This is a genomic window from Pseudomonas sp. MF09150, assembly GCF_059862355.1.
Map to the genome: position 1 here is coordinate 62,504 of NZ_JCBCUS010000009.1, position 19,423 is coordinate 81,926.

The 19,423-nt window shown below is 67.0% G+C and carries 10 protein-coding genes and 1 pseudogene; 3 read left to right on the forward strand and 8 right to left on the reverse strand.

Annotated features, from left to right (window positions below; genetic code table 11):
- Positions 1-250 precede the first annotated feature (250 nt).
- The gene (locus AC19YX_RS28315) at positions 251-2,338 is read left to right on the forward strand and encodes a sensor domain-containing protein (RefSeq protein ID WP_500607619.1); all 2,088 of its coding nucleotides are present in this window, start codon (positions 251-253) and stop codon (positions 2,336-2,338) included.
- 18 nt (positions 2,339-2,356) lie between these two features.
- Here the strand turns inward: AC19YX_RS28315 and AC19YX_RS28320 are convergent, their stop codons facing one another.
- The 3 genes from AC19YX_RS28320 to AC19YX_RS28330 form a co-directional block, all read right to left on the reverse strand.
- Entirely contained in the window at positions 2,357-3,268 is a 912-nt protein-coding gene (locus AC19YX_RS28320) for a universal stress protein (RefSeq protein ID WP_500607572.1), read from the reverse strand.
- A 110-nt stretch (positions 3,269-3,378) separates the two neighbouring features.
- Positions 3,379-4,452: an NAD(P)-dependent alcohol dehydrogenase gene (locus AC19YX_RS28325; RefSeq protein WP_020296873.1), complete on the reverse strand. Its 1,074-nt coding sequence runs from the start codon at positions 4,450-4,452 to the stop codon at positions 3,379-3,381.
- 139 nt (positions 4,453-4,591) lie between these two features.
- Entirely contained in the window at positions 4,592-5,830 is a 1,239-nt protein-coding gene (locus AC19YX_RS28330) for an MFS transporter (RefSeq protein WP_500607573.1), read from the reverse strand.
- Positions 5,831-6,226: 396 nt separating this feature from the next.
- On the opposite strand from AC19YX_RS28330, the pseudogene AC19YX_RS28335 reads away from it, so the two are divergent.
- Together AC19YX_RS28335 and AC19YX_RS28340 are read left to right on the forward strand one after the other, a co-directional pair.
- A pseudogene (locus AC19YX_RS28335) lies at positions 6,227-7,358 on the forward strand (HlyD family secretion protein).
- Positions 7,355-8,944: a DHA2 family efflux MFS transporter permease subunit gene (locus tag AC19YX_RS28340; protein WP_078473962.1), complete on the forward strand. Its 1,590-nt coding sequence runs from the start codon at positions 7,355-7,357 to the stop codon at positions 8,942-8,944. The pseudogene AC19YX_RS28335 and the gene AC19YX_RS28340 overlap by 4 nt, the downstream one beginning before the upstream one ends.
- Before the next feature lie 6 nt (positions 8,945-8,950).
- Here the strand turns inward: AC19YX_RS28340 and AC19YX_RS28345 are convergent, their stop codons facing one another.
- The 5 genes from AC19YX_RS28345 to AC19YX_RS28365 are packed head-to-tail and all read right to left on the reverse strand — an operon-like array spanning position 8,951 to position 19,395.
- Positions 8,951-11,017 carry a YehQ C-terminal OB-fold domain-containing protein gene (locus AC19YX_RS28345; protein ID WP_500607574.1) on the reverse strand — a complete coding sequence of 689 codons (2,067 nt, stop codon included), beginning with the start codon at positions 11,015-11,017 and terminating at the stop codon, positions 8,951-8,953.
- Positions 11,014-12,141 carry a VWA domain-containing protein gene (locus AC19YX_RS28350; RefSeq protein ID WP_500607575.1) on the reverse strand — a complete coding sequence of 376 codons (1,128 nt, stop codon included), beginning with the start codon at positions 12,139-12,141 and terminating at the stop codon, positions 11,014-11,016. Before AC19YX_RS28350 ends, AC19YX_RS28345 begins: the two co-directional genes overlap by 4 nt.
- Positions 12,138-14,594 (reverse strand): DUF5682 family protein, encoded by a 2,457-nt coding sequence (locus tag AC19YX_RS28355; RefSeq protein WP_500607576.1) that lies wholly within the window; start codon positions 14,592-14,594, stop codon positions 12,138-12,140. The genes AC19YX_RS28350 and AC19YX_RS28355 overlap by 4 nt, the downstream gene beginning before the upstream one ends.
- Positions 14,578-15,678 (reverse strand): ATP-binding protein, encoded by a 1,101-nt coding sequence (locus AC19YX_RS28360; RefSeq protein WP_078473958.1) that lies wholly within the window; start codon positions 15,676-15,678, stop codon positions 14,578-14,580. The genes AC19YX_RS28355 and AC19YX_RS28360 overlap by 17 nt, the downstream gene beginning before the upstream one ends.
- A gap of 33 nt (positions 15,679-15,711) precedes the next feature.
- Positions 15,712-19,395, reverse strand: coding sequence for a DUF4132 domain-containing protein (locus AC19YX_RS28365; protein WP_500607577.1), 3,684 nt, complete (start codon positions 19,393-19,395; stop codon positions 15,712-15,714).
- Positions 19,396-19,423 lie beyond the last annotated feature (28 nt).

The window sequence follows — 19,423 nt, forward strand, 5'->3', positions numbered from 1 at the left end:
GATCGGGTAATGCCAGCGGCCTTGAATCCTCCCGGATCAAGGCCGTTTTGCTGTGTGCGGCCCGGTGCCCCGTCCCTCTGACAGCCCTGCTCCCGAGCCTCAAGTACAGCGCTGAACCCGACAAAACCTGTACTAAAGAACCATTGTCAGACAAAAACCTGTTTGCTATTCAGTGCGGCCTCTTTTTGAGCCCCACCCGCAGGCGTGTGTTGCCCCTGTAAGCGGTCTGGCCAATACCCGTTTCGAGACCCTGACGATGATAGAAAACTCCGATGTGATGTACCGCCTGCTGGTACAGAGCGTGATCGACTACGCCATTTATAGGCTGACCCCGGACGGCATCGTCTGTAACTGGAATGCCGGGGCCCAACGGGCCAAGGGCTACACCTCGGAAGAAATCGTCGGCGAGCATTTCTCGGTGTTTTACGACCCCGTGGAACAGGCTGCCCAGACCCCGCAACAGAACCTGGATACCGCCCGCGACACCGGGCGCTTCGAAGCCGAGGGCTGGCGCCTGCGCAAGGACGGCAGCTCGTTCTGGGCCCGCGTGGTGATCGATGCCATCCATGACGATGACGGGCAGTTGGTCGGCTTCGCCAAAATCACCCGCGACATCACCGAACGCCGCCAATATGAAATGGACCTGCTGCAGGCCAAGGAACTGGCGGAAAGCCAAAGCGAGAAAATGGCCTCGCTGTCGATGTTCCTCGATTCGGTGATCTCCAATATCCCGTCCAGCGTCATGGTGCAGGACGTCGCCACGCGGCAGATCCTGCTGGCCAATCCCCAGGCCGAACGCCTGTTCGGCAACGAGCGCCGGCACATGATCGGGCGCACCGCCAGCGACTGCATGGCGCCGGCCATCGCCGGCTATATCGAACACCTCACCGAGCATTGCCTGCACCACGACGGCCTGCACCTGACCGAAGATCGCCTGGACACCCAGTCGGGCACGCGCACCCTGCGCACCCGCACCCTGCTCAGCAAAAGCACCGAGGCCCGTGGCAACTATGTGTTGCAGATCGCCGATGACGTCACCGATGAAATCGCCGCCCATGCCCAGATCCATCACATGGCCCACCACGACGAACTTACCGGCCTGCCCAACCGCACCCTGTTCCATGCCTGCCTCGACGAAGCCCTCAAGGAAGGCAGCCGGCGGCAGAACCTGACGGCGGCGCTGTGCCTGGACCTGGACAACTTCAAGAACATCAACGACGCCCTGGGCCATGCCTTCGGCGATCGCCTGCTGCGGGCCCTGGGCCAGCGCCTGCGCGGCGTGCTGCGCGACCAGGACACCCTGGCGCGGCTGGGGGGCGATGAGTTCGCCATTGTCCTGCCCCACCTCGCCAGTGCCGAAGACGCCCAGAGCACCGCGCGCCGCTTGATCGAGGCAGTCGCCCCGCCCTTCCTGATCGATGGCCACAGCTTTGCCGTGGGCCTGAGCCTGGGCATCGCCATCGCCCCCGACGACCACAACACCCCGGAGCAACTGCTGCGCTACGCCGACATGGCGCTGTATGAAGCCAAGCGCAACGGCCGCAACCGCTATGAACTGTTCCGCGCCGAGCTGGATGAAGCGGCACGCCGGCGCCGCGTGATGGAGACCGACCTGCGCACCGCCCTGCACCTGGGGCAGTTGCAGCTGTATTACCAGCCGATCATCGGCCAGCACGACCAGCAGATTTCCGGCTACGAGGCCCTGATGCGCTGGCAGCACCCGAGCAAGGGGCTGATCATGCCGATGGACTTTATCCCCATCGCCGAAGAAACCGGGCTGATCCACGAGATCGGCGCCCGCGCCCTGAACCTGGCCTGCCAGGAAGCCGCGAGCTGGGCCACCGAGCAATCGGTGGCGGTCAACCTGTCGCCGATCCAATTCAAGAACAACGATCTGCTGGGCATCGTGCAACTGGCCCTGGCCGACTCGGGGCTGGCACCGTCGCGCCTGGAACTGGAGATCACCGAGTCGGTGCTGCTGGACAACAGCGAAGGCAACCTGCGGACCTTGCAGGCCCTCAAGGAATTGGGGGTGTGCATCGCCCTCGATGACTTCGGCACCGGCTATTCGTCACTGGGCGACCTGCGCTCGTTCCCCTTCGACCGGATCAAGATCGACAAATCCTTTGTCAAGGACATGGGCCAGAGCCGCGAGGCGCTGTCGATCATCCGCGCCATCACCGGGATGAGCAGCAGCCTGCTGATCAAGACCACCGCCGAAGGTGTGGAGACCCACGAACAGTTCAACCAGTTGCAGGCCGAAGGCTGTTCGCACTTCCAGGGCTACCTGTTCGGCCACCCGCGCCCGGCGGCGGAGCGCTGCAAGAAACTGCCGTGACCCGGCGCCGGGCCGGGCCTACCCCTGGCCCAGGGGCTTGACCGCCAGCACGCTGCCGGGCATCGAGTACAACGCGCGCTCGGTGGTGCTGCCGATCAGCCGGCCAAAGCCGCTACGGTGCACGGTGCCCATGACCACCACGTCCACCAGAAACTCGTCGACGAACTCGGCGATGGTCGGCACCGGCGGGCCCATGACGAAATGCCGCTGTTCGGGCGGCACCCCGTATTGCTCGGCCAGGGCGATAAAGGCGCGGTGCAGGGATTCGCGCAACTCTTCCATGATGTTGCTGGCCCAGGCGGACGCCGTCATCGGCACCTCGGGGTTGAAGGCCGGAGTCAGGTCGTAGGCGTACAGCAGATGCAACTGCGCGTCGCATTGCAGGGCCAGGGCATTGGCGGTCTGGATAATCTGGCCGTTGTGGCCGCTGATCAGGGTGTCGGGATCGGCCGGGTCGACGGCGGCAACGATGCGCCGTGGCAGCGCATGGGCCACCTGATTGACCAGGTACACCGGCACCGGGCATTCGCGCAGCAGGTGGCAATCGATGGGGGTCACGAACGCGCGCTTCAGTGCCGATTCCAGCACCACGTCCTTGATCAGCAGGTCCGGCTGAAACTCCGCGACATACTGCAACATGTCCTTGAGCGGCTCGGCGGTCCAGACCACCTGGGTGGTGACCTTGACCCCCTGCTCGCGCATCCACTGCGCCTCCACCTGCAACCAGTGTTCGGCCCGTTGCAGATAACGCTCGCGCGCCGCGTCACTCATGCGCTCCTCCCACAAGTGGATGCGCGGCGGCGGCTCGACAAATATCAGCGCATGCAGGCTCGCCTCACTGGCCAGGGCCAGGGCGGCGGCACGCCGCGCGGCGGGTGAGCGGTGCTGCTCGGGGTCGACGATCAACAACAGGCGCTGATACTGGCTCATTTTTTCTCTCCATGACCTTGAGTGTCGGGTATGGAGCCCATGGTGAGCGCTCTGCCGGCGCGGCACTTGATCTCCATCAAGCCAGTGCCGCGCCGAGCGTCATCCGCCACTCAGGGGGTAATGGCAATCTTCATGACGCCATCGCGCTGATGGGCGAAGAGTTCATACGCGGCCTCGATGTCATCCAGCTTGAAGCGGTGGGTGACCAGCGGCGAGAGGTCGACGCAGCCGCTGGCGACCACTTCCATCAAGCGCCGCATGCGCTCCTTGCCGCCCGGGCACAGGGTGCTGACGATGCTCAGGTCACCGAGGCCGGCGGCAAAGGCATCGAGAGGGATATGCAGGTCGCTGGAATACACCCCCAGGCTCGACAGCGTGCCGCCCGGGCGCAGCACCCGCAGCGCCGACTCGAAGGTGCCCTGGGTGCCGAGCGCCTCGATGGCCACGTCCACCCCACGGCCCTGGGTCAGGGCCATGATCTGCTGCACCACGTCGCCATTCTTGAAATCCACCACATGGGTCGCGCCCAGGCCACGGGCGACCTGCATGCGCTCGGCCACGGTGTCGATGCCGATGATGGTGGTCGCGCCCTTGAGCCGCGCCCCGGCCACCGCACACAGGCCGATCGGCCCTAGGGCGAACACCGCCACCGTGTCGCCGATATCCACCGCGCCGCGCTCGGCCCCGGAGAACCCGGTGGACATGATGTCCGGGCACATCAGCACCTGTTCGTCGCTGAGGCCATCGGGGATCGGGCACAGGTTGGCCAGGGCATCCGGCACCAGCACGTATTCGGCCTGGCAGCCGTCGATGGTGTTGCCGAACTTCCAGCCGCCGGCGGCACGGAAACCGTGGCGGGTGTCGGGTCCATCCTGGGCGCCGCAGCCGCAGAGGCAGGCGAAACTCTGGCCGCTGGGAGTGATGGCGCCGGCAATCACCCGCTGACCCTCGCTGAACCCGCGCACCTGGGAACCCAGGCGTTCAATGATGCCCACCGGTTCGTGGCCGATGGTCAGGCCCTTGGCCACCGGGTACTCGCCGCGCAGGATGTGCACGTCGGTGCCGCAGATGGTGGTGGTGGTAATGCGCACCAGCGCATCCAGCGGGCCGACCTCAGGGATGGTCTTGTCTTCGAGCACGATCCGGTTTTTCTCGACGAATACCGCCGCCTTCATCTTGGCCATGAGCATGATCTCCTGTTGGATTGAGCGATCACTACAGGCTGCGCCCCAGGCGCCACCCAGGGGTTGATCATGGTCAACAAAGCGCGGATTGACAGCCGCGGATGCTCCCTGAAGCCTGCCCAGCGCTCTATTGCGGGGCTTACGCGTGGATCGGAGCGCTGCTATTGCGACGAACGGCGAGTTGCATAAAGGCCGCCGAGGCTAAAGCGCACAACGCGCCCAGGGCGATGGTTGCACTGTAGCTCTGGTACAGATCGAACAGCAGCCCGCCCAGACTGCCTCCGGCCAACGCCGCAACGCCCACCGAGACATACAGCGCACCGAGGATGGCCCCCAGGTTTGCGGTGCCGAACCAGCCAGCCGCCACAGACGGATAGAGGGCGATGCAACCGCCATTGGCCAGGCCGAACAACAGCGCGAACAGGCCGAGGGTCACTGGGGTCTGGGCGCCCAGCCACAGCCCATTGAGCCCGCCCAGGATCAGGGTCAGTACCAGCAGCAGGCGGTGGGCGCCGATGCGGTCACCCAGGCGCCCTAAAAACAGGCGCCCGGCAATATTGCCGACGCCGATCAGGCCAATGAACAGGTTGGCCTGCGCGCTCGATACGCCCAGCGCCCGTGCATAAGGGTTGATATGCACCAGGGCGCTGAACAGCCCCACGGAACCCAGGAAAATCGCCACGAAGTAACACCAGAAACGCGCTGTGCCGAGGGCTTCCCCCAGGCGCATGCCCTGAGACGCGCCAACACCCGGGCCCGGCGCGCCGACGCCGGGCCTGGCGCCATCCGGCAACAGGCCCAGGGCCTGGGGCGAGCGCCGGACCAGCAGCGCCATGGGCAAGCCAACCAGGGCTATCACCAGGGCAAAGATGCGCAGGGTCAACTCCCACGACAGGTGCTGCATCAGCAAACCGGCCGCCACCGGCCCGATAAACGTACCGACCCCGGTGCCCGCCAGCGCGATGCCCGACGCTTGGTTGCGCTGGATGACAAACCAGCGCTGCACGGTCGCAACCAGGGGCACATACACCAGGCCGACACCCAGCCCGACCAGCGAGCAGAACAGGGCAATAAACAGCGACAACGAGCCGGACGCATAGCTGCTGAAGAAAAAACCCAGGGCCAGCAACACCACCCCGGCTCCCACCACGGCCCGGGGCGAGGTGCGATCGGCCAGGGCCCCGGAAAAAACCCCGGCGCCGTAATAGATAAACGCCGTCAGTGAAAACACCGAGGCCACGGAAAAGCGCCCGACGGCAAAGCTGTCCTGAATGGGCACGAAGAACGCGCCAAAGGAGTACGCCGCGCCAAAAATCAGGGTCAGCAGCACATGCGCCGCACCCACCACATACCACCCTGGAAATACTCTGGATTTCATCCTGTCGATCCTGCGTCTGCCTGAGACCCTTGGAGGTAGCGCCCGCGCCCCAACATGTACATACAACCATATGCAAGTTTTCGACCAAGCAAATCCAGTGCCCTGCGCTCACCGTCGACAGGCTAAAAAATCATTGGTTAACAGTGGGTTGAGCGCCTGAAGCGGTGTTCGGGGTCGGGGGTTTGTCACTGCCGCATCGGGCCGGCATGCGGTGTTTGGTAACGGCCATGACTTGTAATGAACCTGTGCTGCGGCACACCGCCGAGCCTGCCCCAGCACGCTTGCCTGGCAATAGGTGGGTCCCACAACCGGATGATCGGCAGCAATCCGTACTTGTTAGAAAATATTACATGAATCATATTACGCACATAATATTTCAGCCTCGGATGCCCTCCCATGACCAGCCTGTCCGCCGCCACCGAAACCGCCATCACCCCGCCACCGGCCCCATCGCGCCGACGCAAACCCCTGCTGTTCGGCGCCCTGGGCCTGGCTGCCCTGGTGGCGCTGGGGGTGTACGCCGAGCACTGGTGGAGCGCCGGGCGTTTTATCGAAACCACCGACGACGCCTACATCGGCGGCGATGTGACGGTGATCGGGCCCAAGGTCGCCGGGTATATCGAGCAGGTGCTGGTCAGCGATAACCAGCGGGGTACAGGCCGGTGATCTGCTGATTCGTCTGGATTCGCGGGACTACCGCGCCAACCTGGACAAGGCCGAAGGCGCGGTGGCCGGCGAAGAAGCGTTGCTGGCCAACCTCGACGCCACCGAGCAATTGCAGCACGCGGTGATTGGCCAGGCCCGGGCCGGGATCGACGCCACGGGGGCGGAGATGAGCCGCTCGCGGGAAGACAATGCGCGCTACAAACGCCTGGTGGGCAGCTCGGCGGTGTCGGTGGAAAGCGCCCAGCGCGCCGATGCCACGTTCAAGACCGCCCAGGCCCTGAACGCCCGGGCCGAGGCTGAGTTGCTGGCCAGCCAGCGGCAGTTACAGGTGATTGCCACGCAAAAACTCCAGGCACGCGCCGCGTTGATGCAGGCCCGGGCCGAGCGCGACCTGGCGCGCCTGAACCTGGCCTACACCGAGCTGCGGGCGCCCGTGGACGGGATGATCGGCAACCGCCGCGCGCGTCCCGGCGCCTATGCCCAGGCCGGCTCGCAACTGCTGTCGCTGGTGCCGGCCAGCGGCCTGTGGGTAGACGCCAATTTCAAGGAAGACCAGCTCGAACACATGCTCCCCGGCCAACGGGTGGTGATTCGTGCCGACGTGCTACCCGGGCGTGAATTCCACGGTCACCTCGACAGCCTGGCACCGGCCACCGGCGCGCAGTTCAGCGTGCTGCCACCGGAAAACGCCACCGGCAACTTCACCAAGATCGTGCAACGGGTGCCGGTGCGGGTGATCCTCGACCCGGCGGACGGCGTGCTTGGCCAACTGCGCCCGGGGCTGTCGGTGAACGCGGCAGTCAACACCCTGCATGAAGACCCCGCGCCGGCCTCGGCCGTGGCCCAGGCCAGCGCGCCATGAGTCGCGCCCTCGCCGCTCCGGCGTTGCCCTTCGATGCCGCGAGCATGGCCACCGCGACCAAGGTCTTCGCCTTTGCCAGCATGTGCATCGGCATGTTTATCGCCCTGCTGGATATCCAGATCGTCTCGGCGTCGCTGCGGGATATCGGCGGCGGCCTGTCGGCCGGCACCGATGAAACCGCCTGGGTCCAGACCAGCTACCTGATTGCCGAGATCATCGTGATCCCGCTGTCCGGCTGGCTGTCGCGGGTGTTCTCCACACGCTGGCTGTTCTGCGCCTCGGCCGTGGGCTTCACCCTGGCCAGCCTGCTCTGCGGCGCGGCCTGGAACATCCAGAGCATGATCGCCTTTCGCGCCCTGCAAGGCTTTCTCGGCGGCTCGATGATCCCCCTGGTGTTCACCACCGCGTTCTTTTTCTTCACTGGCAAGCAGCGGGTGATTGCCGCCGCCACCATCGGCGCAGTGGCGTCTCTGGCGCCGACCCTGGGCCCGGTGATCGGTGGCTGGATCACCGATGTTTCATCCTGGCACTGGCTGTTCTACATCAACCTGGTGCCGGGGATTTTCGTCGCCGTGGCGGTGCCGATGCTGGTCAAGATCGACCAGCCGGAGCTGTCGCTGCTCAAGGGCGCCGACTACCTGAGCATGGTCTTTCTCGCGCTGTTTCTCGGCTGCCTGGAATACACCCTGGAGGAAGGCCCGCGCTGGAACTGGTTCAGCGACAGCACCATCCTCTGCACGGCGTGGATCTCCGGGCTGGCCGGGCTGGCGTTTATCGGCCGGACCCTGCACGTGGCCAACCCGATTGTCGACCTGCGGGCGCTCAAGGACCGCAACTTCGCCCTCGGCTGTTTCTTTTCGTTCGTCACCGGCATCGGCCTGTTCGCGACCATTTACCTGACCCCGCTGTTCCTCGGCCGGGTCCGTGGCTACAGCGCCCTGGACATCGGCATGGCGGTGTTTTCCACGGGGGTGTTTCAGATCCTGGCGATCCCGCTCTACGCCTTCCTCGCCAACCGTCTCGACCTGCGCTGGATCATGATGACCGGGCTGGGGTTGTTTGCCCTGTCGATGTGGGACTTCAGCCCGATCACCCACGACTGGGGCGCCCGCGAACTGCTGCTGCCCCAGGCCCTGCGCGGCATTGCCCAGCAACTGGCGGTGCCGCCGGCGGTGACCCTGACCCTCGGCGGCCTGTCCCAGGCCCGGCTGAAACATGCCTCGGGGCTGTTCAACCTGATGCGCAACCTGGGCGGGGCGATCGGCATCGCAGCCTGCGCCACCGTCCTCAATGACCGCACCAACCTGCACTTCACCCGTCTCGCCGAGCACCTGAACAGCAGCAACGAGGCGCTCAACCAGTGGCTGGCCACGGTCGGCGGCAACTTCGCCAGCCAAAGCCTGGGCGGCGACGCCGGGCTTAATGCCAGCCTGCATCAACTGTGGCTGCTGACCTACCGCGAGGCGCAGACGCAAACCTATGGCGATGCGTTTTTGATGATCATGCTGTGCTTTATCGTCGCCACTGCCATGGTGCCGCTGATGCGCAAGGTGGCACCGCCCACGGCCCCGGTGGCCGATCACTGAGGCCCTTCAGCGGGCGGGAATTTCGCCACCGGCGGCCTGCAAGTGCTGGTATTGCAGGCACAGGTAGTGGGCAATGATCAGCCGCGCCGGCACCCCGGCCTCCGGCGCCATGCGCTCAAAGGCGCTGTAGCCCGCCGCGCGCAGGGCCAGGCCGCGCTGCTGCAAGGCCTGGTCGACACCCGACGCCACGTGCGGGTCCACCCCACGCTCGGCCTGCTGGCACAACCAGCCGGCGAACTCCGGTAGCAGGTGGCCGCTGGGCAGCAGCACCTCCTGCTCTGGCGCGTCCAGCGTCTCATCCACAACCGCCAGCGGCGTTGCGGTGGCCGGTGCCTGATCGAAATGCAGCGCATCGAGCAACGGCTGGCCGGGAGCGGCATCGGCGCGAATCAGGCTCAAGGGCTCGGCAATCAGCCGGCCCGCCTGCTCATAGACCCGCGCCACCAGCCGCGCCCCCTCGACCCAGGGTTCGCCAGCCACTTTCTCGATCCGGCCGATGGCGTGCCGGGTGTAGGCCGAATAGCGCAACTCGACCCACAGGGTCGCGCCCTGATGGTCGTGCAGCGGCCAGACCAGGGTCTGGCGTGTGCTGTCGAACTGCACCGTGCCCACGGCAGCCGGCTGTAACAGCGTCCAGTCGTTCATCGGCCGCGCCGGGGTCAGCAGGCTGCGGCGCTGGGCCGAACGGGCCTGAAGCAAAGCGCTCCAATCCGCTGCCGCCGGCAGTTGCTGCCACTGCGCCGTGGTCAATGGTTCAAGCACGGTGGCCTGTACCGACTCGGCCACCGACAGGCGCCCGTCGCCATTGACCTGGGCGCCCATCAACGACAACCGCCGGCCGCTGGCATGGGCCGGCGACAGCAGACCGCTCCAGGGGCCCGGATGGCGGTAGCGCAGCAACGGGTTGAAGCCGCGTTGCAGCTCGGGCCGGGCCTCGGTGCAGGACAAAAAACCCTGTTGCGCCGGGCTCCAGAACACCAGGCTCAAGCCCTGGTAACCGGATGCCGTGCGCCAGGCATTGGCGCCCAGCCCCCACAGTTCCAGGGCCGTCGATGGCGTGTACTGGCTGCGCGCCTGGCCCAGCAGGCGCACCGGTTCTTCGCCACGTTGCGCGGCGCTGGCCAAGGCCTGGAGCAAGGCATAACAGCGGCTCAGTTCATCGAACAGGCGCTGGCCATCGGCCCCGGCCGCCCGCTCCAGCAGCAGTTGCACCTGATCCGCCAGGCGCCGCAGCGACAGGGCCAGGCGCGGGTAATCGGCGCCCTGGGCCCACACCGCCAGGGTCACGTAACGCTGCTGCATGGCCTGGGACAAATGGGCCAGGCCCACCGCCACCGACTCCTCCAGCAACTGCCGCGCGCCCTGGCGCAATCGGCTGCGCGCGGCCTCCCGCAGGGCCGGGCTCGACTCGGCATTGGCGCCGCCCAGCGGCTCGGGCGCGATCAGTTCCAGCCCTTGCCGACGGCGCAGCGCCAGCACCGCCGCCACCTGGTGCTTCTCCAGGGCGCCGCTGCGCTGGTCGACGAGCATGCCACCCAGGGGGCCGCCCATATAGCGCAGGGTCAGGGGTGGCGTGCCCAGGGTCAGGGTCAGGTTGTGCTCGCCGCCCAGGTGCAGCTCCTGTTCCATGTCCAGGTCCATGACGAACTGCCAGGCCCAGCGATAACCCGGCTTGCCCCCATGCTTGAGCAACTCGGCATGGGGCAGCGCGAGCAAGCTGTCGAGCAGCACCTGGCGCTGATCCGGCGCCGGTTCGGGCTCGGCGCCAGGCGCCAGCGGCGGGCCCTGCTCGGCCAAAATCTCACGCAAACCCAGGGCGCCGGCCAGGATGTGCTGGCACACGCCGCTGGCCGGGCAGCTGCACTGGGCAAAGGCCGGCCCGCGCTGATCAAAGCGCAGTTGATAAGGGCCGCACTCCAGCAGCAGGTGCTCCGCGCCCTCCTCCAGCAGCCGTGGCGGGCTGCTTTCCAGGTCTTTATAGGCGCGGCGCAACAGGCCGCGATTGGCCAGGGCGACAAAGGCTTCGTCGTCAAAACTCAGCAGTTGCGCCAGCAGCGCCGGGCGCAGGCTCATGAGATCACCTTGAGCAGCCAGTGGGCCAGGCGCTGCGGGCTCAGGGCGGCGATCTGCATGCCGCAGGCGGCAAGGCTGGTGGCCATCTGCCGGTCGTAATCGGGGTTGGCCTGGTCGTCGAGAGCGGCCAGCCCGAGCAGGGTCACCCGAGCCTCGGCCAGTTGCTTGACGGTGCGCAGCAGCTCATTGGGCGATGCCCCTTCGTAGAAGTCACTGACCAGCACCAGCACCGTGCGCTGGGGGTTTTCCAGCAACTGGCTGCAGTAGCGCAGGGCCTTGCCGATATCGGTGCCGCCCCCCAGTTGCACGCGCATCAGGGTTTCCACCGGATCGCCCGCATGCTCGCTGAGGTCGACCACGTCGGTGTCGAACACCACCACCTTGACCCGCAGCGCCGGCAGCCCGGCGAGAATCCCGGCCATTACCGCGCTGTGAATCACCGAGTCAGCCATGCTCCCGCTCTGGTCCACGCAGAGGATGATGTCCCACGGCAGGCGCCGGCTATTGCGCTGGAAGAAGTACAGTTTTTCCACCACCAGCCGCTGGCGCTCGACGTCGTAGTGCTTGAGGTTGCGCCGCAGGGTGCCCAGGGCATCGAAATTGCGGGCCACGGCCATGGGCGAATGGCGCTGGCGATTGAGGCGCCCAGACAGCACCTGGCGCACCTGCGGCTCCAGCCGCTGGCGAATCTCTTCCACCACCTGGCGAATGATGCGCCGCACCATCACCAGCACATCGCCCTGCAAGTGCCCGCGCAGGGCAAGCAAGGTGCGCAACAGCTGTTGGTTGGGTTCCAGGCGCTCCAGGGCCTGGGGGTCGGTGACCAGCTCGGTCAGGCCGTAGCGGTCCAGGGCGTGCTGCTCGATCACCTCCACCGTGTCCACCGGGAACAGCTCGCGCACCTCGCCCAGCCAGGTCACCAGGGTCAGTTGGCTCGGGTCGAGGGAGCCGGCGCGAGCGTCTTCACGCAGGCCCCGGCCCTGGTATTCACGGCCGTAGAGGTATTCCAGGGCCACGTCCATGCGCGCCGCCCGGCCTTCCAGCCCGGCGCCGCCGGCGGCGTCACACAGGGGTTTATCGGCGTATTTGCCCAGCACCAGGCGCCAGCGTTCGAGGGGGGTCATGGCGTCATCCAGGGGTCGAGGCCGTCGCCCTGCAACACCAGGGCCAGGCTTTGCGACAGGCGCAGGTTGGCCTGGACCTGATCGGCCTGCAGCGAGGCATGGCGCAACCGGCCCAAGTCATCGGCGCCGTGCAATTGGGCGACCCGGGTTGCGATGCGGTCGGTTTCACGCGGGGTCATTTCGGCAAAGGCCAGGCGCAGCTCCGGCAGGCAGGCGACAAACTGCGCCTCGCCCCACTGATTGAGCAATGGGTCCAGCACCTCGAGCAGGCTGGGGACCTGCCATGCGCTCTCGCGAGCGGTGGACAGCAAGCCGCGCAGGTAGGCCACGGCTTCCTGGGGTTGACGCAGGCCGTGCAGGTGCCCGGCCAGTTCCGTGGCCAGTTGTGCTTCGGACAAGCGCCCGGCCAGGTACAGCAAGCCGGCACAGGCACCGCGCAGCAGCAGGTTGGGCTGCTGGTGCAACTGGCTGACCAGGGCCCAGTACAACGCCTGATCCAGCTCCGCACCCGCGGCCCCGGCCAGCAATTCGCGCAACTGCACCAGGCAGGCCACATGCCCCAAGGCCTCGGCTTCGCTCACGCCCTGGGCGCCGAGGTAGGTGGCACGCTGATAGGCACTGCGCAGCAACCCCGGCAAGCCCGGCAGATGCGCGGCCTGCAACGGCTCGCGGGACTCCAGCAGCAGCGACAGGCTGGCCGTGGCCGCCACCAGCGAGGCAAATACCGGGTCGGCGCCTATGGCGTCCGCCAGATGCTGCAAGGGCGTGGCCAACTGCTCATGCAGCCCCAGCACACAGGCCTGCACCAACAGCGCCGCCGCACCCCGGGCATCGGCCACGCCGTCGCCGGCCTGTTGCTCCAGGCGCTGGGCGAAGCGACTGGCCACCGCCTGGGGCAGGGTCGCGCCATACACCGACGCCTCCACCAGCGCTCCTTCGGTGCTGGCCGTCCAGGCGTACTCCCAGTGTTCCTGGAGCAGATGCAAACCGTGGCCGCCGACAAAATCCGGGCCGCCGGTGCGCCAGGCGAAGGGGATGCCCAACAGCAGCAGGCCATGCAGCAACTGGCTGCTGCGCCGGTGTTCGGCGCGCCGGTACAGGTCCAGCACCACACGGCGCGGCTGCGAGTCGTGGAGCTTCAGGCGCTGGCGCCGGGCACGGTATTCCACGTCCTTGACCAACGGCGGCGTGCCAGCCCCGGGCGGCACCCGGCCCAGGGCCTGGCCGGTGAAACAGGCGCGGGCCACTTGCCGCACCCGGACGCCGTCGGCGTCGGCATCGCCCTGGATAAAACAACTGAGGATGGCGTCGTCGACATCCACCCGGATCGGCGCATCACGCCCGCGCAGGGTGGCCAGGCGCAGCATCTGTTCGTAGGCGGCGGTGAGGGTCGGCAACGGCAGCGCCACGGCCTGCTCGCGGAGCTTTTCCGCGACCTCGAACAACAGCTCCAGGGCCGCCGCCTGCCGTGGCCGGGCCGGAGCCTGCGCGCTGCGCTGCGAGTGCTTGAGCTGGGCGTGCCACAGCCGCTGGTGCCAGGCCGGCGCGGTCATGCCGGCGGCGTAGCCATTGAGGCGTTCCAGGCGGTCGAAGCTGTAGCGGATCAGCGCGCTGGCTTCATCGGTCAGCCCGGCGCGGCTGATGGCCGGCCGCTCGACCCCGGTCGCCAGCAAGCCCGGCAACGCGACCGCGTGCAGGCCGCCGACCACCACCAGCACCGGCCCCTCCCCCGGACGCCGGGCGGCCAGGGCCTGCTGGATATGCCAGGCCATTTCCGCCTCACGGGCCAGGGTGCCGTCGGCCTGCAGCTCGTCGTGGCTGCAATCCAGGCGCGCCAGTTGGCAATAGGCCGCGACCCGGGTCAGGTGCTCGGACCAATCGCCGCGGGTCGCCGGCACCTCGAACAGGTGCTCCCAGAGTTCTTCGTGGTCGCGGCAGCCCAACTGGCTGGCCAGGCGTTGCAGGTGTTCGCTGCGCCGGTAATGACCTTCGTCGAGCAGCGAGTCCTGGCCGAGCTCCACTTCGGGCGGCGACGCCTCCAGGGCGCATTGCTCGGCAAAGTCGAGGTCGATAAAGCGTGCGGGAATGCCCTGGGCCGCTGCGGCGCGCAGGGCCACCAGCTCCGGCGAATAGTCACAGAACGGGTAATAGGCCGCGCGCCGCGAATCCGCCGCTGCGCCGCCCACGGCGTAGGTGTAGATCGCCAGGGGCATCTGCGCTTGGGGGTGCACCAGCAGCGGCAGCAACGGGTCGAAGGACCGTGGCCCTTCCACCAGCACCACGCTCGGCGGATGGCTGGCGAACAGTTGCTGCAATTGCCAGGCGCAACCTGGGCTGTGGTGGCGCACGGCAAACACAATCAACTCATCGCTGGCCAGGCTCTGACCCAGGGCGCGCAGGCTGGCGCTGTCTAGCCCGGTGCCAGCCAGGGACGCCTCAGCGATCAAGCTCACGCCGCGCCTCGAGCACCCGCTGCCATTGCGGTTGGCGCTGGGCCCGCTGGCGCACCACCACGTCGAAATAGTGGCGCAGCTTGCCGCCGTCCTCGGGGTTGTCCTTGAGCACGGTGCCGATCAGTTGCCGGGCAATATGCTCGCCGCCGACCACGCCGTTGCCGAAGTAGTGGGCATCCAGGCTGGCGGCGTACCCCACCGCCACCGCTTCGGCGGCCGACATCACCGCGCTGGGTTTCTCCAGCACCGTGCCTTCGGCGGTGGCGCCGTGGCGCAGGTCGTTGAACGCAGTCACCAGCAGTTCGAGCACGTCGGGGCTGAAGTCGACCTTGACCTGGGCCTGTTGCAACAGGGCTTCGGTCTGTTCGCGCACCAGCTGGGTTTCCAGGCGCCGGTCGCTGATGGGGCGCACGGTTTCGAAGTTGAAGCGGCGCTTGAGGGCGCTGGACATCTCATGCACGCCCCGGTCACGCAAGTTGGCGGTGGCCAGGATATTGAACCCCGGCGCGGCAAATACCGTGGCCTCTTCGCCCTTGAGTTCGGGTACGTGCAGCACTTTGTCCGAGAGCAGGCTGATCAGGCTGTCCTGGATCTCGGGCTGCATGCGGGTGATTTCTTCGATCCGGCACAGGCTGCCGCTGCGCATCGCCTCATACATCGGGCCGCGCACCAGGGCGCGCTGGGTCGGGCCTTCGGCCAGCAGCAAGGCGTAGTTCCACGAATAGCGGATCTGCTCCTCGGTGGTCCCGGCCGTGCCCTGTACCGTGCACAACGACTGGCCGCAGATCGCCGCCGCCAGCAGCTCGGAGAGCATCGACTTGGCGGTCCCCGGCTCGCCCACCAGCATCAACCCACGGTTGCTCATCAGGGTCACGATGCAGCGGTCGATCAGGGCATCGTCGCCATAGAACTTGCGCCGCACCTGCAACGCCCCGTCGCCGAGGATAAACCCGCGCACCGCACGCGGTGACAGGCGCCAGCCGCTGGGGCGCGGGCCGCTGTCGTGCTGTTGCAGGCGCGCCAGTTCTGCGGCGTGGGCCTGTTCGGCCGGGGCCTTGAGCATTGCGCCAGGCGCAGGGGTCATGGGCGTGGTCCTTTAAGGTGGCGTGCCAGACGTTCAGTATTCACTTTTCTTTTCCCAATCCGGGTCGAACCCTGTGCCCTGGGCGGCGATCGAGCGCAGGTCGTGGTAGCACTCCGAGAGCAGAATCGTCGGCACCTCGGCCAGGGGCATGCTGTAGCCGCCGCGGTAGAACGTCAGGTCGACCAGGGCCACGGTGCGGTTGCTCTCCGGCAGCGGGTTGCCGGTAAAGCGGATATCGGCCGACAGCCCGAGGCTGACAAAGGACTTTTCATAGGTGTAGAACCAGCCGGCATCCTCGGTCGCGCCCCGGGTATAACCCAGCTTCAGCGCGCGGCCGCGCAGGGCGAAGGCTTCCAGCAGGTGGCCCTTGAAGTCCTCGATGGCATGGGCATCGCCCTGCCCTTCGGGCAACTGATAGACGCCCTTGCCCAACTGTTGGAACAGCGGCGTCACTTCGTAGTCCACCAGGTGCTGCTGCCACTGGGCCAGTTCCTCGGCGCCCAGCAGCGAGTCGTGGGCCAGGCGCACCTGGGCGTCGTCGGCCAGGGTCAGCGGGTTGTCCTCGCAATCGGTCAGGCTGCCATCGTCCAGCGGGCGGAAGCTGGCCACTGCCCGATCCCCCTCGACCTGCACCCAGACCAGGCGCTGCAACAGCCGGCGCATGATCGGGTGCTGGTTGAGGTAACGCTGCCAGTCCGCGTACGGCCACTCACGGCCCGTGCACAGAGCTTCGTAGAGGCGCTCGGTCTGCTGTTTGACGATGCTGGCCAGGGATTTCTTGGCGCTGGCGAACTGCTTCTTCGCCTCTTTGGCTTCGTCGGCGTCGTCGTCCTGGCGCGGGTCGGGCAAGGCGGCGATTTTCTTGCCGTCGGGGTTGTACAGCTCGATCTTGAAGTCGGCCAGCAAACGCGCGCTGAACAGCCGCTCGCCGTAACTCAGCTCCAGCAGGCCGTGCTCGTCGAAGCCGGCCGACGGCAAGGTGCGGTCCGCCAGCTCGGCCAGGGTCCAGTGGTTGCGTTCGGCCAGGGCCTGGGCTTGCAGGATGGCTTCTTCCTGAAAGCCTGCGGTGCGAAAGCGACTGGCAATGGACAGCAACAGCTGGGTCGCGGACGGGTGCTCGACCCAGGCCAGCATGGCGATCAGCGCCTTGCCCTGGGACGCGCGGGTGCCATAGAACTCCTTGAGGTAACGCCCGGCCGGGGCCGCAGCATCAGCCCCGGCACAGGCCGCCACCACCGCCAGCAAGCCTTTGCTGGCGGCCGCCGAGCCTTGGGGCTGGCGCATGAAACGCGGCAGAAAGCTGGCGCTCAGCTCGTCCAGGCTCTTGCCCAGGTGCGGGCTGTCCTTGTAGTCGTCCGGGTAGCGCTGGATGAAAAACAGGGTGTTGGTGGCATGCTGCTCAGCCAGCTGCTGGGCCTGCTCCAGCGGGATCGGCCGTGTGTCTTCGGCGAGCCAGGTTTCCAGCACGAACTGGCCGAAACGCTCGCGGCCGCGGGCCTCGAACATCCCGCAGAAACGCCGCAGCAACGCCCCCGGCTGCGCCGACTTGAGCTTGACTGCCTGGGCCAGCAGGCCCTGGGCCGCCAGGGCCGGAACCGGCTCCTGGGTATCGGCCCAGCGCAATTCGGGCAAGGCGTCCCACGGGAACCACACCAGGTCCTTGGGCGCGCCCTTGGCCATGGCCTTGCTGGTGTCGATGACCCATTGTTCGCGGTCCAGGTACTGCTCCACCGGCTGGCCCATTTGCTCCAGGGCTTCGATCATGGCGGTGCGCACGCCGTCGTTCTTGTCCTTTTTCAGGGCCTGTTCCAGGGCCGGGATCGCCGGCTGATGGCCCAGGTTGCCGAGCCACTTGGTGGCCAGCAGCCGGACCTCGGACTTGCCGGAGCCCAGGGCGGCAATCAGGTGCGCCTCCTTGCCCGGCAGCTGTTCCAGAGCGCGCTGGGCCAGGGCCCGCTCACCCTGGTTGGAGCCCAGGGCGATCTCGAACAGACGGTTGATCAAGGACGCGGGCGGCGCTGTCATCTTGACCACCGCGGCGTACAGCGCGTCGGTGTGATACACCTCCAGGGCCGCCAGCGCCTGCTCCAGCCAGCCCACGTGCAGGGCAAAATACGGGGCCACGGCGTCGGCATCCCAGCCCTCGGCGAACCCGTTATTGAAGCAATCCTGCAACAGGCTGTCGCCGTCGCGGCCACGGTCCTCGAGCATCTGTGCCAGGGCCATCAGGCTCAGCGAATCGTCCTGTCGATAGGCTTGCTCCAACGCGCGACAGGTGATGTGGCTCAGGCGGCCCTCGCCACTGCCCAGGGCGTTGCAGAAATCCAGGACCTTGAACGCCATTACCGCGGTCAACGCCTCGCTGTCGGCGAAGGCCTGCATCGCCGAGCGGGAAAAGTACTCGCTGTGGTCTTGCGGCAGCTCACGGGATGCCGGCGGCACCACCTCGGTCGAGGCCAGGAATGCCTTGAGCTGATTCAGGGCCGCAGCGCTGTAGTTGGGCCACAACTCCGACTTGCCGGCGGTTTTTTTCTCCGGATGGGCGGTGTAGTACTCGGTGATGCTTTCGTTATGCCGGTCGATCAGTTGATTGAGGTCGGCCCACAATTGCTCGACCACTTCCAGGCGCTCGGGGGTCAGCGCCACCGCCCAGTCAATCACCGGGCCGCTGTAGTGAACCGGCCCCTGCTCGTGGGCAGGCTCGGCGTCCCACTCGGCAAGCAGGCCGCGCACCGAGGCCGCACGGTCGGCTTCGGCCAGGGCCCGGGCCTCGGCGCGCAGGGGCGAATCAGCCAACTGGTCGGCCAGGGCCCACAGCAGGCGCAGGGCATGGGCGCGCTGCTCGGGCTTGCCGCCCTGGATCATCAGGGTCAGGGGTTGCAGGGCACCGCGCTGGCACTTGAGCAGCAGCGGCGCCGCCTGCTCACGCACTTCGCGATTGCCGCCACAGGCCATCTCACACAGCTCACCGGCCATGGCGCTCATGACCGGCGGATCGAGGTCGTTCATCAGGTTCAGAACCTGGTGCTTGAGGTACATGTCCCCCGCCAGCAGCAACGGCCGCAGCGCCTCGACATGGCGCAGCACCCACTGTGAATAACCGTCCATATAGGGCACCAGGTAGATGCCGTAGCCCTGGCGGTAGGCGTCGTTCGAGCCGCTGAAACACGCGGTCAGCAGCGCCGACGGCGGCAGCTGCGCTTCCAGCAGCAGGGTTTCCATCAAGGGTGCGCTGATGCGCTGGACGATGCGGGTTTCGTCGGTCTGCGGGTCGCGCAACAGCTCGACGCTGTGGGTCAGGAGCAGCTCCGGCCAATGGCTGCCGTCGGCCATGCTGATGCCGAAGCGGCGTGCCGGGCAGGCTTGCAGCACCCGCGCCCAGCGCAACAGCTGGGCCGGGTCGACATTGGTCAGATCGTGATACAGCTGCGGCCCGAGGCTGCCGACCCGGCACGCGTGCCCGCTCAAAATGTGCAGGTAGTTGGCGACGGCGTAACGCTGGCCCAGTTCGGCCAGGACCTGCGGCCCATCGCCCTGGCGCACATAGGTCAGGATCGCCTCGGCCAGGCCGGCGCGGCCGCCGTTATCGGGCAAGTGGTCAAGGGGTTCGAGGTAGGTCTGCAGGCGCTGTAGCCAGACGTTGCCCGGCACGTCGCGCGCCGCTGCGGCCGGCGTTGCGCTGGCCCCACCCAATACCTTGCCTATCCATTTGAGCATCTGTCGTCCTGTTCGCTATCGGTCCGTT